The sequence below is a fragment of the Pelorhabdus sp. sgz311002 genome (assembly GCF_056134285.1).
This window is the reverse complement of the sequence record NZ_JBWBCL010000006.1, coordinates 61,178-81,172: the sequence shown is the minus strand read 5'-3', so window position 1 is coordinate 81,172 and position 19,995 is coordinate 61,178. Positions and strand designations below refer to the sequence as shown.

Below are 19,995 nucleotides of genomic sequence, written 5' to 3'. Positions count from 1 at the left end.
TTTTGTGTGCTCTAAAATCAATGGTATTTTCTTCATTAAAATGATAGGAGTGATGTAAGTGACGGCAAAACGAACCCCTCTCTACGAAACCCATTTGCGTTATGGTGGTCGAATCGTGGAATTTGGCGGCTGGTCGCTGCCAGTTCAGTACAGCGGGATTAAAGAAGAGCATCTGGCAGTGCGGACGAAGGCGGGACTGTTTGATGTGTCCCATATGGGAGAATTTCTGGTCACAGGGAAAGATGCTCTAGATTTTTTGCAAAAAGTAGTGACAAATGACGTAGCGAGATTACAAGAGAACCAGATTCTTTATTCACCCATGTGTTATAACGACGGCGGCACTGTTGATGATTTGCTTATTTATAAATATTCGGCTGAGCAGTATCTGGCGGTAGTGAACGCGGCGAATATTGACAAGGATTGGGCCTGGATGGAAGAAAATAAGGCTGGTTTTGCTGTTACGCTAGAAAACCTGTCAGATCAGACAGCCCAACTGGCGCTGCAAGGGCCTGTGGCTAAAAAGATTCTTGCCAACCTGACGGATGCTCCCTTAGCGGATCTCACCTATTACTGGTTTTGGCCGGAAGTGATTGTTGCAGGCAAGAAGGTACTATTGTCTCGCACTGGTTATACCGGCGAAGATGGATTTGAATTATACTGCGCACCTGAGGATGCTGCCGATCTATGGGAAGCGATCATGGAAGTTGGTAAGCCTATGGGGCTTTTGCCAGCAGGTCTTGGTTGTCGCGATACACTGCGCTTTGAAGTCTGCTTTCCTTTATATGGTCATGAATTGACCGCAGAAATTACGCCGATCGAGGCGGGAATTGGCTTTTTTGTAAAAGTTGATAAAGAAAATTTTAATGGGAAAGAAGTGTTGGCAAAGCAAAAACAAACGGGGCCGCAGCGCAAACTGGTGGGGATTGAAATGGTCGGCCGCGGTGTGGCTAGAGCGGAATATCCCGTCTTTTGCGGCGAAGAAAGAATTGGCCAGATTACAACAGGCTCTTATGGACCGTCCCTAGATAAAAATCTCGGACTGGCTTTAATCAACAGTGAGTATGCCCAAATCGGTCAGGAGCTTTTTGTGGAGATTCGTGGTAAAAAAATTGCTGCCCAAGTGATTTCAAAACCATTTTATAAACGGGAGGAGAAATAATGATGAACATTCTAGCAGAATTAAAGTATTCGAAAGATCATGAGTGGGTTCGGGTTGAAGGCGATATGGCTTATATTGGTGTAACCGATTTCGCACAAGCACAGTTAGGTGATGTTGTGTTTGTCGAGCTGCCAGAAGAAGGTCGCGAACTAACAGCTGGTGACAGTTTCTCTGTCATTGAATCAGTAAAGGCTGTTTCGGATATTTATGCGCCAGTTAGCGGGAAAATCGTAAAGGTCAATATGGGGCTAGAAGATGCGCCAGAATTGATCAATCAAGATCCTTACGGTGAAGGCTGGATTGTTGCTGTAGAAATTTCCAACTTGGCTGAACTTGACGCTCTGTTAGACAGTACAGCCTACGAAGAACTTGCGGCCGAAGGGGGCCACTAATATGGCCTGGAGCTATTTGCCTCATACGGAAGAAGACCGTCAGGCGATGCTTCAGGCGATTGGCGCTTCTAAGATCGCTGATTTGTTTGAAGATGTGCCAGAGCGTGTTAGGTTGCAAGGTGATTTGCCCCTGCCAGCGCCCTTGTCGGAGCACGAGCTTGCCAGTCATTTACGGCAGCTTGCGCAAAAAAATGATAATCTACAGGATTTTACTTGCTTTTTAGGCGCAGGCGCCTATGATCGCTATATTCCCAGCGTGGTAGCTCATGTACTGGGGCGATCGGAATTTTATACGGCTTATACGCAGTACCAGCCAGAAATTTCGCAAGGGTATTTGCAGGCTCTCTGGGAGTATCAATCCATGATCTGCGAGCTTACGGGCATGGCTGTGGCCAATGCATCTATGTATGACGGCGGCACGGCGTTAGCGGAAGCGGCCATGATGGCGGCCTCTGCTAAGGGAAGAACTAAAATTCTCTTAGCGCAGACGGTTCACCCTCATTATCGGGAAGTTTTCGCTACGTATGGCCGTGATAAGGAACTGGTGACAGTAGCAGCGCCTTATGCTGACGGAGTGACTGACTTAGTCAAGCTAGAAGAACTTTTCGATCAGGACACGGCGGCGCTCATTGTTCAATATCCTAACTTTCTGGGGTCGATTGAAGATATAAAAACATTAGGGGATTTAGCTCATAGATACGGCGCCTATTTGATTGTAGCAGCAGACCCGATTGCGCTCGGAATACTGGAAGCGCCAGGTCATCTAGGTGCTGATATTGTTGTCGGCGAAGGACAGGGATTGGGATTGCCGCTTTCCTTTGGCGGACCCTATCTTGGTTTTTTTGCCACAACGGAGAAGTTAATGCGCAAAATGCCTGGTCGCATTGTCGGACAGACGACAGATACCCGGGGAAATCGCGGTTTTGTGTTGACGCTGCAGGCGAGAGAACAGCATATTAGAAGAGAAAAGGCTACGTCGAATATTTGCTCGAATGAGGCGCTTTGCGCTCTAGGGGCGGCTGTTTATTTAAGCGCTCTCGGCAGAGCAGGATTGCAGCAGACAGCCGATTTGTGTTTGCAAAAATCTCACTATGCCTACACGGAACTGCTAAAGTTAGATGGCTGTGAACCAGTTTTTTCGCAACCCTTCTTTGCGGAATTTGTGATCAAGGTAAAAACACCGCCAGCTCTGTTAAATCAAAAACTGCGAGAGAAAAAGATTCTAGGCGGTCTCGATCTGGGAAAATATTATCCAGAACTTACGGGGTGTCTATTGCTTGCCGTAACCGAAAAGCGAACGAAGGCAGAAATTGATTCTCTTGTTCAGGAAATGGGGGCGTTATTGTGAAAGAGAGCCAAAAACTCATTTTTGAAATGACGAAGCGTGGTCGCTGTGCCGTAGATTTACCAAAACTGGATGTACCAAGCCAAGCAGTGACTGCTTTTATTCCCCCAGATTTGCTGCGGCAGGAACCGGCGGCATTGCCGGAAGTGAGTCAGCCTGATTTGATTCGACATTACACGGGACTTTCCAATCGGAATTTTGGTGTTGATTCTGGTTTTTATCCGCTGGGATCTTGTACGATGAAATACAATCCGAAAATTAACGAAGATGTCTGCCGTTATGACGGCTTTGCTGCGATCCACCCACTTGAGGACAGTGCTTCCGTGCAAGGCGCTTTAGCGCTTTTGTATGAAACAGAGCGATATCTAGCGGCGATTGCTGGCATGGAAGCCGTTACCATGCAGCCTGTGGCTGGGGCTCACGGCGAACTGACTGGGCTAAAACTGATTCGCGCCTATCATCGGTCGCGCGGTGAAGTGCGCACAAAAGTGATTGTACCTGATTCGGCCCATGGGACGAATCCCGCTACTGCTGCCGTCTGCGGCCTAACTATTATTGAAATTAAATCAAATCCCGACGGCTCGGTCAATCTGGCAGCTTTGCGCGAAGCAGTTGGGCCTGATACAGCAGCTTTGATGTTGACAAATCCTAGTACATTAGGTCTGTTTGAACGCCAGATTGAGGAAATTGCCGCGATTGTTCATGCTGCTGGGGGACTCTTGTATTATGACGGAGCAAATATGAACGCCATTATGGGAATTGCCCGTCCTGGTGATATGGGTTTTGATGTAGTCCATTTTAATCTGCATAAAACTTTTTCCACACCGCACGGCGGCGGTGGTCCTGGTTCCGGTCCTGTAGGCGTTAAAAAAGAACTTGTACCGTTTTTACCTGTCCCGGTGATTACGCTTACAGGTGGTCAGTATAATTTTGATTTTGATCGACCGTTATCGATCGGCAAAATGCATTCTTTTTACGGGAATTTTGGCATTATTGTCAGGGCTTATGCTTATATGCGCACTCTTGGTGCGCAAGGACTTCGGCAGGTCAGCGAGGATGCTGTATTAAACGCCAATTACTGTCTGAGTCAGCTAAAGAGCGATTATGATTCTCCCTTTGACCGTCATTGCATGCATGAATGTGTTCTTACTTCTAAAAAACAACGTGAATTTGGCGTGAAAACTCTCGATATTGCCAAACGACTCCTTGATTACGGCTATCATCCGCCAACCATCTATTTTCCGCTCATTGTGGAAGAGGCGCTTATGATTGAGCCGACAGAAACAGAAAGCAAAGAGACGTTAGATGGTTTTATTGCTGCTATGCAGGCCATTGCGGCAGAAGCTCAGGAGTGTCCCGAAAAAGTTATAGGGGCGCCGCATGATACGATAGTTGGCCGTCTCGACGAAACAACAGCGGCGCGAAAACCGGTGGTACGATGGCAGAGTTAAATAGAAAAGTCATTTTTGCGTATCCGAATCAGACAAAAGCGATTACTTTGACAGGCAGTCGCTGTGACTTAAAATGTTCTCATTGCGGCGGGCATTATCTCCAAGGCATGAAACCAGTCACCGCGATTGCGGCAGAGAAACAGCGCGGCGCCCTCAGTTTTTTAGTGAGTGGCGGCTGCCTCGCTGACGGTCGGGTTCCTTTTGGTGATTCGCTAGAGCTTTTGGCAGAGTTAAAGCAGGACGTCCGCTATAACCTCCATGTAGGACTGATCGCCGACGATGAGATTGAGAAAGTAGCTGCTCTAGCTGATACGGTTTCCTTTGATTTTGTGGGGGATGATCGGACGATTCAGGAGGTTTTACATCTCAACCGCACGGTGGCCGATTATGCCGCTTGCTACGAGAGCCTTAAACAGCACTGCAGCGTTATTCCTCATATTTGTATTGGTCTCTATGGCGGCGAAATTCGCGGTGAGTACCGAGCCTTAGAAGAATTACAGCGACTAGGAGCTGACAAAATTACTTTTATAGTGTTTACGCCGACGAAGGGAACCTCTTTCGCCGATAAAAATCCACCGGCTTTGACAGAAGTAGAAAAAATTTTTGCTGAGGCAAGACGCTTATTTCCTCATATACCGCTGCAGCTTGGCTGTATGCGTCCTGGCGGCGCTTATCGGCGGGAACTTGATTGTATGGCGATTCAAATGGGATTAAATGGAATCGTAAATCCAGCTAAAGATGCTGTCAAACTAGCTGAGGAACTTGGGTTACAGCCTGAGCGGCGAGAGGAGTGCTGTGTGCTATGACAATGTGGAAAGTATCAGCAGGGACAGCTGCCGTGATGGGGAAAAAACGCTTAAAAAGTGATGCTATGCCGACTACGGCCTATGTCATGCTTGGCGAAGATTGTCAGGGAAACTGTTCGTTTTGCGCGCAGTCGCGACAGAGTAGCGGCAATAAAAATTATTTATCGCGGATTACCTGGCCGAAAATAGCCGAAACAGAGGCTGCGTCAGGCATTGCTGCCGCTTGTACAGCTGGCTCCTTTAAACGCATTTGTCTTCAAGTTGTGAATAGTCAGGGCAGTATGGCCGAGACGCTGCAAGCTCTTTCAGTTTTGACTGCTGAGGGCAAGGGGGAGCTGATGGCGCCTATTTGCGCATCTAATTATATTGTGAATTGCGACCAAGCAGGGGAACTACTGGCTGCTGGTGCTGAAAAGGTTTGCTTAGCTCTAGACGCCGCATCGCCTGCGGTTTTTGCAACAATGAAAGGCGGCGATTTTTCACTGCGCCGTAACCTTCTATCAGATTGCGCTGCCACTTTTCCTGGTCGAATGGCCACGCATCTTATTATCGGCCTGGGCGAAACTGAAAAAGAGGCGGTACAGTTTCTAGCTGATTGCTTAAAGGAAGCGATTACTGTGGGACTCTTCGCCTTTACGCCTGTAGCGGGAACCCCGCTGGCCAATCGAAAGCCGCCGGAGATTGGCGTGTATCGCCGGATTCAAATGGCTTATTATTTGTTGCAGCAAGGCTTTGGTTATGAAACCATTTTATTTCATGGCGATCGAATCAGCGGTTTTAATCAAGTGGATATTTTATCAGTTTTTGCTAGCGGAAAAGCCTTTGAGACGTCAGGTTGCAAGGATTGTAATCGGCCTTATTATAATGAACGGCCAGGCGGTACGATTTATAATTATCCCCGTCCGCTGAGTGACGGAGAAATTTTGCAGGCGATTCGCGAGAGCGGTATAGGCGGTGAAGGGCAAGATGCTTTGGCGTGCTGTTGATACAGGTGAAAACTCAGGCGCGGTAAATATGGCGATCGACGAGGCCATTATGGCTGCTGTGAAAGCGGGAAAAGCGCCGCCAACGTTGCGGTTTTATGGCTGGAATCCAGCTACTTTAACACTGGGCTATTTTCAAAAGGCTGCAGCAGAGATTGATCTTGCGCGCTGTCAGGAGAAGGGGATTGCTGTGGTGCGTCGCATGACTGGCGGCAGAGCGGTGCTGCATGACCAAGAAGTGACCTATAGTATGATTGTCAGCGAAACGGAACCGAATATTCCCCGGACGATTACGGCCTCCTATCATTATTTTAGTCAGGGACTGCTTAGGGGATTAAAAAATTTAGGCATTGATGCGCAGCTAACCATGCCAAGAGCTGCCTACAGTCAACGGCGAAAAGAACATTCGTCAGCTGCTTGTTTTGACGCACCGGCTCAGTACGAGATTACGGTTGCTGGCGCGAAGCTTGTAGGCAGCGCACAAGTGCGAAAACACGGTGTTATTTTACAGCACGGCTCTATTTTGCTTGATTTTTCGCCAGAAGACCTGGGGGCTCTGTTACGCGTTGATTCCGAAGAAATGCGGCAGCGTCTTACCAAGCTTCTAGGTAACTCGGTTACAGCGTTGCGTAAACTGCAACGAAGGCAAACAACTTATGAAGAAGTATGTGAAGCTCTGTGCGGCGGATTTTCACAGGCTTTAGATTTTCATTTAGTGCCAGGAGCTTTGACAACTGAAGAAACTGCAGAAAGTAAGCACTTGGTTCAAGAGAAGTATAGTCAGGCGGCGTGGAATTTGCGGCGCTAATAAGGAGAGAATACGATGGATTATGATATGGCCGTTATTGGCGGCGGCCCCGGTGGTTATGTAGCGGCGATTCGTGCGGCGCAACTGGGAGCGAAGGTGCTGCTCCTGGAAAGAGCAGCACTTGGCGGCGTTTGCTTAAACCGCGGCTGTATTCCTACGAAAACGCTGCTAAAAAGCGCTGAAAAGTGGCGCGACCTAAAGCGGCTGAATGAATTTGGCATACAGATTGATGGAGCTTCGTTTCAGTACAGCAGTGTGCGCGAACGAATGCTGCAAGTTACTGCGACGATGCGAAAAGGCATAGAACAGCTCATGGGGAGTAATCACATTACCGTGAAACGAGGTATAGCCAGTTTGTGCGGTATACAGCAAATTAAGCTTCAAACAGAACAAGGCGATGAACTGTATACTGCGGAAAAAATTATTATAGCTACAGGCTCTGAAACGGTAAAATTGCCGGTGGCTGGCGGTGACTTGCCTGGCGTGATTGATAGCGACGCCTTGCTAAACTTGCCAGAACTGCCAAAGCGGCTTGCCATTGTCGGAGCAGGCGCTGTGGGCGTAGAATTTGCTGCCATTTTACAGACCTTTGGCTGTGAAGTGACACTAATTGAAATGGCATCGACGATTTTGCCAAATGTAGATAGCGATATCGTAAAGCGCATGGCTGTGATGCTGCGAAAACAGGGAATTAAGCTGTTGACAAAGCGGACAGTCACGAATGTTGCGGCAGGGACACCCACTAATGGTAATACTTCAGAGCTAGTAGTTACCCTGGCTAACGGCGATCTAATGGAAACCATTACGGTGGATAAAGTTCTCGTTTCTATTGGTCGTAAGCCTCTTGCTCATGATTTGGCCTTAGAGACTGCCGGCGTTGCTTATTCAACTAAGGGGATTGTAGTTAATGAGAAACTTGAGACGAATATAGCGGGGATTTACGCTATTGGTGATGTTACCGGAAAGTATATGTGGGCTCATGCGGCTTCCGCGGCAGGAATGATCGCTGCCGAAAACGCCTGCGGACAAAATCATACTGTAGACTATGCGGCTGTACCTAGCTGTATTTATACCACGCCGGAAGCGGCGATGGTTGGTATTACTGAAGAGACGCTAAAAGCAGGCGGCAAAGAATATAATGTAGGTAAATTCAATTTTGCTGCCAATGGGAAAGCGGTTTCTATGGGTGAAACAGATGGTTTTGTCAAGATGCTATCGGACAAGAAAACTGATAAGCTACTTGGCATGCACATCTTAGGTCCTCATGCGAGTGACCTCATTATGGAAGGCGTTCTAGCTATGCAAAATGGCTTAACTGTGCAAGCTGTTGCACAAACGATTCACCCACACCCTGGGTTAGCTGAGGCGATCATGGAATGCGCTCATGGCATTGGCGGTGTGATGATTCATCAGGCGCCGATTCAGAGAAAATAAGGAAACGAAAATAATAATAAAAAAATAAAAGAAGCGCTTTGTCAAACCTGAAAATCAAAGTACAGGTTTTGGCAAAGCGCTTCTTTATTGTAGAATCGTCATATAAACGGGAATGGCAAAGACGGCTAACAGCGTAGTTAATGTAATAAGAATAGACGCATACTCACTATCGGCTTCATAGACCTTGGCAAGAACTGCGGTTTGGGTCATAGCAGGTAAGGCCGATTGAATGACAAATACCTTTTTCATGAGTTCAGGAATCGGGAAGAATGAAGCTACAAATAAAACAAGAAATGGTGAAATTAGAAAACGCCCAGTTAATACAAAGAAAATATCTTTGCTCAGCTTCAGTTGACTTCGCTTTACGCCATACATAGAGATCCCAATAAATAACATAGATAAAGGGGTTGTCATACCACCAAGATATTTGCAGGTATTCATCAGAAAATCGGGCAAGTGAACATCTAAGAGAATTAGTAGTACCGCTAGGGAGAATCCCATAAACGGCGGGGAACAAACTCGCTTTAAGCTAGCAAGGCTAATGAGTTTTGCTGGAGCTTGTTTGCCATCTAAGCTAATCGAGTAGTTGCCAATGGTCCAAAAGAGAAAAGCATTGGCCAGAAAATAAACAAGAACATAAGGCAGGCTTTTTTCACCGAAGAGCGCTAAATTGACTGGTACGCCAACGAATACAGAGCTAGAGCAAAAGAAGGCGGAACGAAATGTACCTTGGTGGTTTTTTGGCACATTGATGATTTTAGAAATGAGAATACTGACCAAAAATCCTAGCAGCATTGATAGAATCGGTACGATAATTCCCGAAAAGAGCGGAATAAAATGATCTTTATCAAAGGTGCTGAGCAGGTTCCACAACATGTATGTCGGCAAGGCAACATAATTAACTAGGCGGGGAACTAAGGGGACGCTTTCCCCTCTAAACCAGCCGCCTTTTGTCAGAAAATAACCAAGTGAGACCATAATTACTATGGTCATTAAACTAGTAATTGCTTGAAAAAAGGCCATGAAATTTCCTCCTGCGAGCGAAACAAGACTATTCGTTGTTCTTGTTGGCTAAATTATGTATTATTATAACAAAGATGATATTTTATGAATAATAGGTAAAAACTGTTTGTTCTATAGGAAAAAACAATAAAAGAGGCTAACGAAGTGGATATAAAACAATTAACATACTTTCGGACTATTGTGGAAGAAGGTAATGTAACTGGAGCTGCGAAGCGGTTATTTATGGCTCAGCCTTCGCTGAGTCAGCAGCTAAAGCTGTTAGAAAGCGAGCTTGGCGTTCATTTGATTGAGCGGGGAAATCGACGAATTCGATTGACTGAAGCTGGTCGGATTCTTTATGAAAGAACAGGTATGATTCTTGATTTAATTCAAACCACAGTTCAAGAAGTGCAGGAAGCTCAGGCGGGCCAGCGCGGTACGTTAGCGATTGGTACTATCGCTTCTTCTGGTGTAACGTTGTTGCCAGGCATAATCCGCGATTTCCATGAACAATATCCGGAAATCCAATTTCAATTACGCGAGGGCGATACGCAGGAAATTTTAGAACTCTTACAAAATAAACGGATTGAAATCGGGATTGTGCGCTCTGGCTTTGATCCGGCTTTTTATCATTTTCTCGATCTGCCCTCTGAGCCAATGCTTGTTGCCATGAGCGAAAGGTGGCAAGGAGAGAGGGGGAGGGGGGCGATCGCATTAGCGGATTTGAAAAATAAGCCGCTTTTATTACATAAAAGCAATGAAATGATGATTAAAAAATGTTGCAAAATGGTTGGTTTTGATCCTTTTATTTGCTGTAGTGGCGACGATATACGGACACTTCTCGTATTAGCGAATGAGGGGATTGGTTTAGCCGTTGTGCCGCGTTCGGTACTTGGACTGATTCCTAGCCAGCATTTGCTTTATCGTGAGCTAGAAAATTCTCCATTAGAAATTAAAAAAGCGATTGTTTGGCTTAGACATAGACGATTATCGACGGCAGCGACACGGTTTCTACAAATTTTGCTTAGTAAAGGGAATGATTTGCCGAAAAATAGCGACAATTAAAGCCGGGAGAGGCATTGCTATTTAATAAGGGAGTGTGTTATACTACAACCAAATATTTTAAATATGGTAAATTTTGTGAAGTGACAGGGGGATTTTTAGCATGTGCCCATTTAAAAGCAACTGCCAAACGTGCGCTGTAAATACGAAGGATTTTAATATTTGCGCTCGTTTTAAAGTAGCTTTTTTAGTCGGTGTTGACAAAGTGCCTGGTGACATGAGGTCCATCGATTATCATCTAGTTGCTAGTCTTTTGGCAAAATAATAGTGATCGTTTTAGCCGCCGAAATATGATTTGGGCGGTTTTTTCTTTGAAAAAGTCATTAAATTAAGCAGGTGAATTTTGATTTTTGTGGAAAATTTAGAAAATAGAATGGATAAGGAGCTGGTTAGATGAATAATTTTCAGTTTCAAAACCCAACTAAGATTCTTTTTGGCAAAAATCAGGTGAAACGTCTGCCGAAAGAAATACCGGCAGGATCAAAAGTCCTTTTAATTTATGGCGGCGGCAGTGTAAAAAAGACGGGTGTTCTTGATGCAGTGAAAGCTGCATTAAAGGAGTTCGAAATTGGTGAATTCGGCGGTATTGAACCGAATCCGGCCTATGAAACACTGATTCAGGCAGTAGAAAAGATTAGAAAAGAAAAGTATGATTTTTTACTGGCAATTGGCGGCGGTTCGGTTATGGACGGTACGAAATTTATTGCAGCAGCTGTTCCTTTTACACAAGAGGATCCGTGGAATATTGTAGCGAAAGGTTTGGCCATTCACGAGGCTGTTCCGTTTGGAACGATTGTTACCTTGCCTGCTACAGGATCAGAAATGAATCCGACAGGTGTTATCAGTCGAAAAGAATGGAAAGATAAACTGGCGTTTTCTAATCCACTGTTGTTTCCGAAATTTTCAATTCTTGATCCCGAGTACACTTATACACTGCCAATGAAACAGGTTGGCAACGGTGTTGTTGATGCCTTCATTCATGTGATGGAACAATATATGACCTATCCCGTACAAGCCAAGGTGCAGGATCGTTTTTCGGAAGGTTTGCTGCTTACCCTAATCGAAGAAGGGCCAAAAGCTATTGCGAAGACGGACGATTATGATGTACGAGCAAACTGGATGTTTAGTGCTACCTTGGCGCTAAATGGATTGATCGGTCAAGGCGTTCCGCAGGATTGGGCCACCCACATGATCGGCCACGAAATTACAGCGCTTTACGGATTGGATCATGCCCAAACGTTGGCGATCGTATTACCAGCGCTGCTGACTGTCCGAAAAGAGCAGAAGCGTGATAAGCTGCTTCAATATGCAGACCGAATTTGGTCATTAGGGAATTTGCCGGAAGAGGAACGGATTGAGCAAGCGATTGCAAAAACGCGTGAATTCTTTGTTGCGATGGGCGTGCCAACACATCTTTCTGAATATCACTTAGGCGCTGATGCTGTTGAAGAAGTGGTTAAGAGTTTAGAAAAACACGGCATGGTAAAATTAGGGGAAAATGCTGATATTACACCAGCGGAAGTTAGAAAAATCTTGCTGGCTGCTTTATAAAGTATAAGGGATCTAGCTGCAAATCAGCAGCTTAGATCCCTTTTTGATAAATGAAAATGAATTAGTATTCCACATTGTGAAATTTATTATTAGAACTGTGGAAATATTCTTGTAAAAACAAAAAATGAAATATATAATAAAATTATAAAATTCGTGAAATAAAGTTTTATAATATGGAATTTTAAAAAGGGGGTTGTAATAGACGAATAAGAAGTTTCAGCAAAATAAATGTGGGATTGCTGCAAAAACAGTCTTTTTGTGTAATGTAAACCGGTACACTAATGAATTTTAAGTTATTAAATAGCGAGAAAGAGATTTTGGCGATGAATTTTTATATTATTAATAGATTCATGAATTAATACGCAATTTAATGACAGAAGGGAAGGCTAGAATATGCAAATTAAACAGAAAATTGATAAAATTCCTGGCGGTCTCATGTTAGTTCCATTGTTTTTAGGAGCTCTGTGTCACACTTTTGCTCCTTGGTCAGGCAAGTATTTCGGATCGTTTACCAATGGCTTGATTACAGGAACTGTACCAATTTTAGCTGTTTGGTTTTTCTGTATGGGGGCAGCGATTGATGTTCGCGCTACTGGAATTGTACTGAAAAAATCAGGTACTTTAGTGATAACAAAAATTGCTGTTGCTTGGGTTGTCGCCTTAGTAACGGCGAGTATTCTTCCTGGTAATGGGATTCAAAATGGTTTTTTTGCCGGACTTTCTACGATAGCTATTATTGCAGCTATGGATATGACGAATGGCGGTCTTTACGCTTCGATTATGCAGCAATATGGTACTCAGGAAGAAGCGGGAGCTTTTGTATTGATGTCCATTGAATCAGGTCCGCTCGTTACCATGTTGATCTTAGGTGGAGCCGGTATTGCCTCCTTTGAACCACACTTGTTTGTCGGTGCGGTTTTACCCTTCCTCGTTGGTTTTGCTTTAGGGAATCTCGACCACGAACTGCGTGAATTTTTTGGCAAGGCGACACATACAATGATTCCTTTTTTTGCCTTTGCGCTAGGAAATACAATTGATTTAAGTGTGATTCTAAAAACAGGTTTACTTGGTATTTTACTTGGTGTTGGTGTTATTATTATTACAGGAATTCCGCTTATGCTTGCTGATAAATTTATTGGCGGCGGCAATGGAACGGCAGGGATTGCTGCTTCTAGTACGGCTGGCGCCGCTGTAACGAATCCTATTATTATTGCTGGCATGAATCCGGCGTTTGAACCTGTTGCCCAGGCAGCAACGGCGCTTGTCGCCACATCTGTTATTGTAACATCTGTTTTAGTGCCGATAATTACTGCTTGGTGGAGTAATTATGCCAAACGCAGAAAAGGCGATACTTTAGTAGAAAAAACCAGCTATTAACGAGGCCCTCTTTGCATTATTGAAGCAAGTTTTTCTGCTTCGATAATGCTCTTTTTCATTTATTGACAAATTTCCAAATATACTGTAATCTTTTAACTGTTATAGGAAAAGATATTGATTCACCATTGGGCAAACTTGTTGAAAAACAAGGACGCAAAGCCACTGGGTCTAAAGACGAAGGTCCATGATCGCCAGGTTGCTAGTTGGTTATTTTGTATCTCCATCGTCAGATTCGCAGCAGGCAGTCTGACGTTTTTTATTGTTTTTTTACATTTTATAATATAGAGGGGGATGAATTTTTTGGCAGTGATACAAGCGGGAAAGCAGAATATTGGCATGAAAATTGGAATTGGTTTTTTGGTTATGATCGTATTGATTCTGGTTTTGGGAATTGGTTTTTATCATGAATCAGGTAAGAATGCTAGCGCGATTAGTACTATTGGCAGCTCTAATACAAGAGCTTTAACAGCTGCTAAGGCCGAGAATGTTTATACAGGCGCTGTTTTGGAAATTCGTCGATTTATTGCTGATGGTGATGATAAATACCGTCAGGGGTTTATTGGGAAAATGGATACAGTGGTTGAATTAGAACAACAACTATTAGCGAAAGCGAGTTCGTCTGATAAAGCAGAGGTTGAAAAGCTAGTTAACAATACGAACACGTACTATTCTGGGGTTAAAGAGCGATTGATTCCTCGCTTAGTGGAGGCGCAGCAAGCCAAAAAAGCGGGAAACGGCGCCCTGCAGGCTAAAGCTGAAGCCGAAGCGGCGGCAGTAACCAAAGAATTAACGCCCTTTGCGCAGCAATTACAGGCCGCGTTGGCTGCGATTGAAGCCAATGAAGCAAAAGTGGTAACTGATATCGTAGCAGACTCTGCTCAAAATGCGGCCCGCGTTCAGTTCTTTTCTCTGGCTGTTATGGTACTGATTCTTGCTGTCAGTGTTTTGCTTAGTTTTGTGTTAACTCGGATGGTTGTGAAGCCTTTGCAGGTAATGACACAAGCGCTTGATCAAATGGCTAGTGGTGATTATTCGGTGCAATTGCCGCCTGCCTTTGTCAATCGCGGCGATGAATTTGGTCAAGTTGCGATGTCATTGGCGCATCTCAGGGAGAGTATGCGTGAACTCATTGGTTCGGTAGCCAAACAGTCAGAGCAAGTGGCGGCGTCATCAGAAGAGTTAACGGCAAGTGCTGATCAGTCAGCGCGGGCCTCAACGCAGGTTGCAACTGTGGTTACGGAGATTGCCGAGGGCGCTTTAGCGCAGGCGAAAGCCGTTGATGCAGCTGCCGCAACGGTAGAAGAAATGTCGCAGGGAATGGGTAAGATATCGGCTAACGCACTGGCTGTTAGCCAGGTGGCGGAAGCCGCGGCGAAAGCTTCTTTTTCTGGTACGGCCCGTGTGCAAAAAGCAAATGAGCAGATGGCTCATATTGAAAAAACTGTCGTGGAATCGGCGCAAGTTGTTGCTAATTTAGGGGCAAGATCCAAAGAAATCGGGCAAATTGTAGAAACTATTTCCGGCATTTCCGGGCAAACTAACTTGCTAGCCCTCAATGCTGCTATTGAAGCGGCTCGCGCAGGAGAACAAGGCAAAGGTTTTGCTGTCGTAGCGGAAGAAGTGCGAAAATTAGCGGAACAGTCCCAAGATGCGGCTAAACAGATCGAAGTTTTGATTCGTGACATTCAAGTCGATACGGATGCCGCTGTAGCTGCAATGGAAACAGGCACAAAGGAAGTGAAAACCGGTACTGCTGTTGTCGAAGAAGCAGGTGGTGTTTTTGGGGAAATCAAGGAACTGGTTAGTGATGTGACAGAAAAAGTGCAAGGTATTTCCCAGGCAATTGATTTAATGGCAGGCAATGGCAAAACTGTTGCTGCCTCAGTACAGCAAATTGATCAGGTAAGTCGCGAAACAGCTGGTAGAACTCAGACTGTTTCAGCTGCTACAGAAGAACAATCGGCTTCGATGGAAGAGATTGCTGCCTCAAGTCAGGAACTGGCGCGCATGGCGGAAGTACTTCAATCAGCGATTCGCAAATTCAAGCTATAAGGGTATTGTTAACAAAAAACAGGGTACTCTAGTATATTATGATACTAGGAGGTTGTACCATGGGTGATGAATTAGATCAATTGATTCGCGACCAAATTGTTCCCTTTCATTTGCGCAATGTTGAAGCGCTTGGTGCAAAACATCCTCATATTATGGGGATGGTCAATTCTGTGATGGCGAACCAAGAAAATCGGGCGGCGATCCGTATTCTGGAGCAAGGCAAGATAGTTGGTGAGTATACATTTTTACTGAAAGGCCTTAAAATTGAGACGGTCGAATCAAACACGCTTGATCCTCAGTTCCAGCATCCCTTTTTAGGAAAAATAAAACCTTTTGTGACGTTAGAACGTACCGTTTTAGAAAAGGTTTTGGCTGATGATAAAAATTATCTAGAGGAGCCGTTTTCCGCGGTAGTGCCTTATTTGAGCGAAATTACAATTCAATTTCTGCCATGAAAAGAGCCTAATGGCTCTTTTCTTTTTGGAGCTTACGGCAGGGTTTGGCGTAATTGTGTCAAAATGTTACTATGAATAACAGCGTCGGTAGAGGGGGAAGCGTAAATGAAACAGAAAAAAGTGAGGAAAATTACTACAATTGGCGACTCTACCGCCAATACAGATCGCCTTGAGGCGATTAAACAATTGATTTATAGCTGTAGCGCTGTTGCATCAAAGGAAGAATTTCTTATATCGCTTGTTCAGTTCATGCAAAAGGAATTTCAATGTCAATGTGTAGGAATCCGCGTTCTTGATGAGCAGGGGGGGATTCCTTATCAAGCTTATACTGGTTTCAGTCAAGAGTTTTGGGAACAAGAAAATTTTGTGCAAATTTCCAACGGGGATTGTATTTGCACCCGTCTAGCCGCCGGAAGGCTGTTGCCGTGCGATTTGCATTTGATAAATGAACAAGGCTCGTATATTTTACCTGCTTTTTCTCAATTAGAGGGTCTACTTAGTGAAGCGGATCTTGGCAATTATCGAGGAATTTGCGTTGCTACAGGATTTCAAAGTGCGGCCATGATTCCGATTGTTTATCAAGGAAAAATAATGGGGCTGATTCATCTTGCTGATATGCGACCCAATCAAATTCAAGCGGATATTGTCGCTTTGATTGAGGGAATGGTTCCCTTAGTAGCAGAAGTCTTAAGCCGCAATATGATCGAAAAAGCGTTGCTAGAAAATCAGGAACGACAGCAAATCTTAAATAATATTGTGCAAGTATTGCCTGGCTTGGCTTATGTGATTGATGCTGCAACGTGGCAGTTGCTATATATAAGTGTTTCGATGGAACAACTTTATGGCAAACGCGTGATTGGACAAAGCTGCTTTAGCTTTTTTGGAAAATCTGCCCCTTGTCATTATTGTCCTCTATTGGAAAATGGATCAAAAGAATACTTTGATAAAACAACAGGCGTGTATTATAAAGCGGAGTCGAGGCAGATTGAGTGGCCTGGTAGGGACTTGATGCAGCTTTTATTTGTCATGGATATTACGGAGCAAAAGCTGGCCGAGTCAGCGCTAGAAGAAGAGAAGGAGCGTTATCGCGTTCTGCTTAAGCAGTCGGCTGAGGCTATTGTTGTCAGTGATTTTGCTACAAAGGCTGTTACCGAAGTAAATTACGCTTTTTCCCGACTCTTTGGTTACACGAACGATGAAGCGTTGCAAGAAACACTGTTTTCGCTGGGGATTCTTTCGGAAAAAGAAGCGAAAAAAATGGATGTAAGCCTTCGGTCACAAGGGGTTTGGTCAAGACAAAATCGACGGTATTATCGACGGGACGGACAGCTCTTTTATGGTGAAATGCGCAGCTCTTTGATTACTTATTTAGGGAAAGAATTTGTTTTGTTTTCTTTTCGTGATTTAACGGAACGGCAAAGATTGCAGACAGAATTACAAGAACAGGTTTATTTGGCTCGACTGGTACAAACGTCATTATTGCCGCCGCCATTTCAAGATAGAAGGGTTGCGATTCGTACTATTTTTCAGCCCCTTTCACTCGTAAGTGGCGACTTTTATGGCTATCGTTGGTTTCATAATCAGCAAATTTTACATGGCTATTTAATGGATGTAACGGGCCATGGCATTGCCGCAGCGTTGCACACTTCTGCTATTAATAGTTTACTTAATGAAATTATGGATCAGGAAGAAGCTTGGACAAAAGCATCCATGCATCGATTAAACAATCAATTAAGTACTTATTTTCGTGATGGGAATTTTGCGGCTTTAATGGTCTTTACTTTTGATTTTACAAAGCGCAAGCTGTCTTACATTTCTGGCGGTATTAATTACTTGCTCTTGTCGCAGCGTGGTCAAGCAGAGTTAAAGAAAGTTCCTGGTATTTATTTTGGTTTAACTGATAAGGCCGAGTTTGAACTTCACAGTATGAATTTTGCCTCTGGTGATAGCTTTTATTTCATGACTGATGGCATTTATGAGCATTTACCGTCTGAGGTAATTGAAGGCGCCGCTGATTTTGCGGCAACGACAACATTACTCGAAAAAATTTCCTCTGGCGCTATCGAAGATGATTGTTCCGCTTTGGCAATTCATATTAAAGATTCCTTTTTGCAGAAGCAGTAGCTTTAAGTAAGAAAATATAGTAGACTAGCAAAGAAAGGTTTTACAAAGTTACTACTTTTATGAAAGAGGAGAGTCTATGCTGCGAGAAAAAATTATAAATTGTGAAGCTGGTATTTTAACTTACGGCCTTACGCCGCCTAAATACAACAATAGTCAGGAAAAGATCGCTGAAATCGCGCAAAAGCAACTAGAAAGAATTAAGAAGTTGCCGTTGGATGGGCTGATTTTATATGATATTCAAGATGAAGCCGATAGAGTTGCCGCAGATCGTCCCTTTCCTTTTATGAAAACCGTTGATCCTGATGTATATGCTAGTGAGTATTTGCAAGAACTCGATATTCCTAAGATTATTTATCGTTGTGTAGGAAAATATGGCAAAGTGGAATTGGCGAATTGGCTGAAAGAAGATAATGGTGAAGATCGTTTTTCCGTGTTTGTCGGAGCCTCGTCACGCGAACAAAAAGTTTCACTGACTTTACCAGAGGCCTATCATCTCCGTCAAGACGTAGCTTCTAAAGTGATGCTTGGCGGTGTCGTGATTCCAGAGCGTCATAGTAAGTATGGCGATGAACACAAGCGGATTTTGCATAAAAGCGAACAGGGGTGTCAGTTTTTTGTTTCTCAAGCTGTTTATAATATTGAAGCGGCGAAAAATTTTCTTTCCGAATACTACTATTTCTGTCAACAGGAAGAACGGGTGATGGCGCCTATATTGATGAATCTGACTCCTTGCGGTTCCATAAAAACATTGGAATTTATGAAGTGGTTAGGCATTAATATTCCTAAATGGTTAGAAAATGATTTAATGCATTCTGAAGATATTTTGGACAAGTCGGTGGAACTGTCTAAAAAGATTTTTGCAGAGCTCTATGAATTTGCTCTAGCGAAAAATATCCCCCTAGGCTGTAGTATTGAAAGTGTTTCGACACGCAAGGTTGAAATCGAAGCTTCCGTGGAATTAGCAAGATCAGTAAGCTCTCTCTTTGCAAGTAAACAAAAAAAGTAGGCGCCATACCAGGCTCCTACTTTTTTATATGAATCTCATTCATTTTTCAGTTAGTTATAACGAGCCACATAATCTTCTAAGTGCTTTGCATTCGTGTTGATTTGTTCTAAGGTCGAGGCGATTTCTTCCGTGGTAGCAGCCTGTTCCTCACTAATACTGCCAGTTACTTCGATTGATTTATTAATTTGCGCTACCGCTTCTTGAATTTCTTTCAAGGTTACTTGAATCTTTTTTACCGCTTCTTGCGATTGATCGGCTAGCTTACGGACTTCTTCGGCTACTACGGCAAAGCCGCGACCTTGTTCACCAGCGCGGGCTGCTTCGATCGCCGCATTTAGACCAAGTAAATTCGTTTGCGCCGCAATATTTTTAATGAATTCGAGAATGTTAGCTGTGTCGCGATTTTTTTCTAGCAGTGTCTGGGCTAATTTAATGGCTTGTTGTCCAGCGGCAGCCAGTTCGGTAGCGCTTTGTGCTACTTGCGTTACACTTTGCGTCGCTTGCGCTGTTGATTCGGCAAGATCTGATACACTTTGGACTAAAACAACGCTGTCATTTAGATCGATGCCTGAGCTGAGGGTTCCGATGATTTCCTTATTGACACCATAGATGGGTGTGAAAATCGTTTTGATGGTTCGACCATATACTTCCGGCGGAATATCGGCAAAAGTAGTTTTTCCTGTTTTGATACATTCGACAATCGTCGGAATGTCAGCAATCGATTTGCCGTTCGGCAGATCGAGTTCAAACTGTTTGGCACGGTGATAGCTAATATATTCGGTTAAGTCTGTTAGGCCTGTTGCCATATCTTCCCGAACAATCTGGTTTAGATAAGGAAGAACTAATTTAAAGGCAGCTAAAATTTCCTCGTTCGTCTCCGGAGTGTGGTCTTTGGTCATCCTAGGCATCCCCCTCAAAAGATATTTGTTACAAAAAGATTCGACCTTTTTTGTGATTTCCCTCTTTATTTTGTCATATTAATAATAAG

The 19,995-nt window shown here is 44.1% G+C and carries 18 protein-coding genes and 1 riboswitch; of the genes, 16 read left to right on the top strand and 2 right to left on the bottom strand.

Annotation, left to right across the window (positions count from 1 at the left end):
• Positions 1–58: 58 nt before the first annotated feature.
• From gcvT to lpdA, 8 genes are read left to right on the top strand one after another with little or no spacing between them, the layout of a single operon-like run.
• The gene (gene gcvT / locus AC0NJP_RS10850; RefSeq protein ID WP_474039878.1) at positions 59–1,159 is read left to right on the top strand and encodes a glycine cleavage system aminomethyltransferase GcvT; all 1,101 of its coding nucleotides are present in this window, start codon (positions 59–61) and stop codon (positions 1,157–1,159) included.
• Positions 1,160–1,161: 2 nt separating this feature from the next.
• Positions 1,162–1,551 (top strand): glycine cleavage system protein GcvH, encoded by a 390-nt coding sequence (gene gcvH / locus AC0NJP_RS10845; protein ID WP_474040069.1) that lies wholly within the window; start codon positions 1,162–1,164, stop codon positions 1,549–1,551.
• A gap of 1 nt (position 1,552) precedes the next feature.
• Positions 1,553–2,899, top strand: coding sequence for an aminomethyl-transferring glycine dehydrogenase subunit GcvPA (gene gcvPA / locus AC0NJP_RS10840; RefSeq protein WP_474039876.1), 1,347 nt, complete (start codon positions 1,553–1,555; stop codon positions 2,897–2,899).
• Entirely contained in the window at positions 2,896–4,347 is a 1,452-nt protein-coding gene (gene gcvPB, locus AC0NJP_RS10835) for an aminomethyl-transferring glycine dehydrogenase subunit GcvPB (RefSeq protein WP_474699788.1), read from the top strand. The genes gcvPA and gcvPB overlap by 4 nt, the downstream gene beginning before the upstream one ends.
• Positions 4,335–5,153: a radical SAM protein gene (locus AC0NJP_RS10830; RefSeq protein WP_474699787.1), complete on the top strand. Its 819-nt coding sequence runs from the start codon at positions 4,335–4,337 to the stop codon at positions 5,151–5,153. The genes gcvPB and AC0NJP_RS10830 overlap by 13 nt, the downstream gene beginning before the upstream one ends.
• A complete protein-coding gene (locus AC0NJP_RS10825; RefSeq protein ID WP_474699786.1) occupies positions 5,150–6,139 on the top strand; it encodes a radical SAM protein in 990 nt (329 codons plus the stop codon). The genes AC0NJP_RS10830 and AC0NJP_RS10825 overlap by 4 nt, the downstream gene beginning before the upstream one ends.
• Positions 6,120–6,944, top strand: coding sequence for a lipoate--protein ligase family protein (locus AC0NJP_RS10820; RefSeq protein WP_474699785.1), 825 nt, complete (start codon positions 6,120–6,122; stop codon positions 6,942–6,944). The genes AC0NJP_RS10825 and AC0NJP_RS10820 overlap by 20 nt, the downstream gene beginning before the upstream one ends.
• A 15-nt stretch (positions 6,945–6,959) precedes the next feature.
• Entirely contained in the window at positions 6,960–8,378 is a 1,419-nt protein-coding gene (gene lpdA / locus AC0NJP_RS10815; RefSeq protein WP_474699784.1) for a dihydrolipoyl dehydrogenase, read from the top strand.
• 84 nt (positions 8,379–8,462) lie between these two features.
• Here the strand turns inward: lpdA and AC0NJP_RS10810 are convergent, their stop codons facing one another.
• The gene (locus AC0NJP_RS10810) at positions 8,463–9,401 is read right to left on the bottom strand and encodes an AEC family transporter (RefSeq protein WP_474699783.1); all 939 of its coding nucleotides are present in this window, start codon (positions 9,399–9,401) and stop codon (positions 8,463–8,465) included.
• A 144-nt stretch (positions 9,402–9,545) separates the two neighbouring features.
• Between AC0NJP_RS10810 and AC0NJP_RS10805 the strand changes: the two genes are divergently transcribed.
• The 8 genes from AC0NJP_RS10805 (at position 9,546) to AC0NJP_RS10770 (ending at position 19,007) form a co-directional block, all read left to right on the top strand.
• On the top strand, positions 9,546–10,445 hold the full coding sequence (locus tag AC0NJP_RS10805; RefSeq protein ID WP_474699782.1) for a LysR family transcriptional regulator: 900 nt from the start codon (positions 9,546–9,548) through the stop codon (positions 10,443–10,445).
• Between the two features lie 100 nt (positions 10,446–10,545).
• On the top strand, positions 10,546–10,707 hold the full coding sequence (locus AC0NJP_RS10800; RefSeq protein ID WP_474699781.1) for a hypothetical protein: 162 nt from the start codon (positions 10,546–10,548) through the stop codon (positions 10,705–10,707).
• 128 nt (positions 10,708–10,835) lie between these two features.
• Entirely contained in the window at positions 10,836–11,993 is a 1,158-nt protein-coding gene (locus AC0NJP_RS10795) for an iron-containing alcohol dehydrogenase (RefSeq protein WP_474699780.1), read from the top strand.
• A 393-nt stretch (positions 11,994–12,386) separates the two neighbouring features.
• The gene (kdgT, locus tag AC0NJP_RS10790) at positions 12,387–13,370 is read left to right on the top strand and encodes a 2-keto-3-deoxygluconate transporter (RefSeq protein WP_474699779.1); all 984 of its coding nucleotides are present in this window, start codon (positions 12,387–12,389) and stop codon (positions 13,368–13,370) included.
• Positions 13,371–13,488: 118 nt separating this feature from the next.
• Positions 13,489–13,574: riboswitch (cyclic di-GMP riboswitch) on the top strand.
• A gap of 102 nt (positions 13,575–13,676) precedes the next feature.
• Positions 13,677–15,422: a methyl-accepting chemotaxis protein gene (locus tag AC0NJP_RS10785; RefSeq protein ID WP_474040068.1), complete on the top strand. Its 1,746-nt coding sequence runs from the start codon at positions 13,677–13,679 to the stop codon at positions 15,420–15,422.
• 59 nt (positions 15,423–15,481) lie between these two features.
• Positions 15,482–15,877, top strand: coding sequence for a hypothetical protein (locus AC0NJP_RS10780; RefSeq protein ID WP_474699778.1), 396 nt, complete (start codon positions 15,482–15,484; stop codon positions 15,875–15,877).
• Positions 15,878–15,982: 105 nt separating this feature from the next.
• Positions 15,983–18,001, top strand: a complete 2,019-nt coding sequence (locus AC0NJP_RS10775) for a SpoIIE family protein phosphatase (protein ID WP_474699777.1) — start codon at positions 15,983–15,985, stop codon at positions 17,999–18,001.
• A 76-nt stretch (positions 18,002–18,077) separates the two neighbouring features.
• Positions 18,078–19,007 carry a methylenetetrahydrofolate reductase gene (locus AC0NJP_RS10770; RefSeq protein WP_474039863.1) on the top strand — a complete coding sequence of 310 codons (930 nt, stop codon included), beginning with the start codon at positions 18,078–18,080 and terminating at the stop codon, positions 19,005–19,007.
• A gap of 50 nt (positions 19,008–19,057) precedes the next feature.
• Here AC0NJP_RS10770 and AC0NJP_RS10765 read toward each other — a convergent pair whose 3' ends face one another.
• Positions 19,058–19,906: a methyl-accepting chemotaxis protein gene (locus AC0NJP_RS10765; protein ID WP_474699776.1), complete on the bottom strand. Its 849-nt coding sequence runs from the start codon at positions 19,904–19,906 to the stop codon at positions 19,058–19,060.
• Positions 19,907–19,995: the final 89 nt, after the last annotated feature.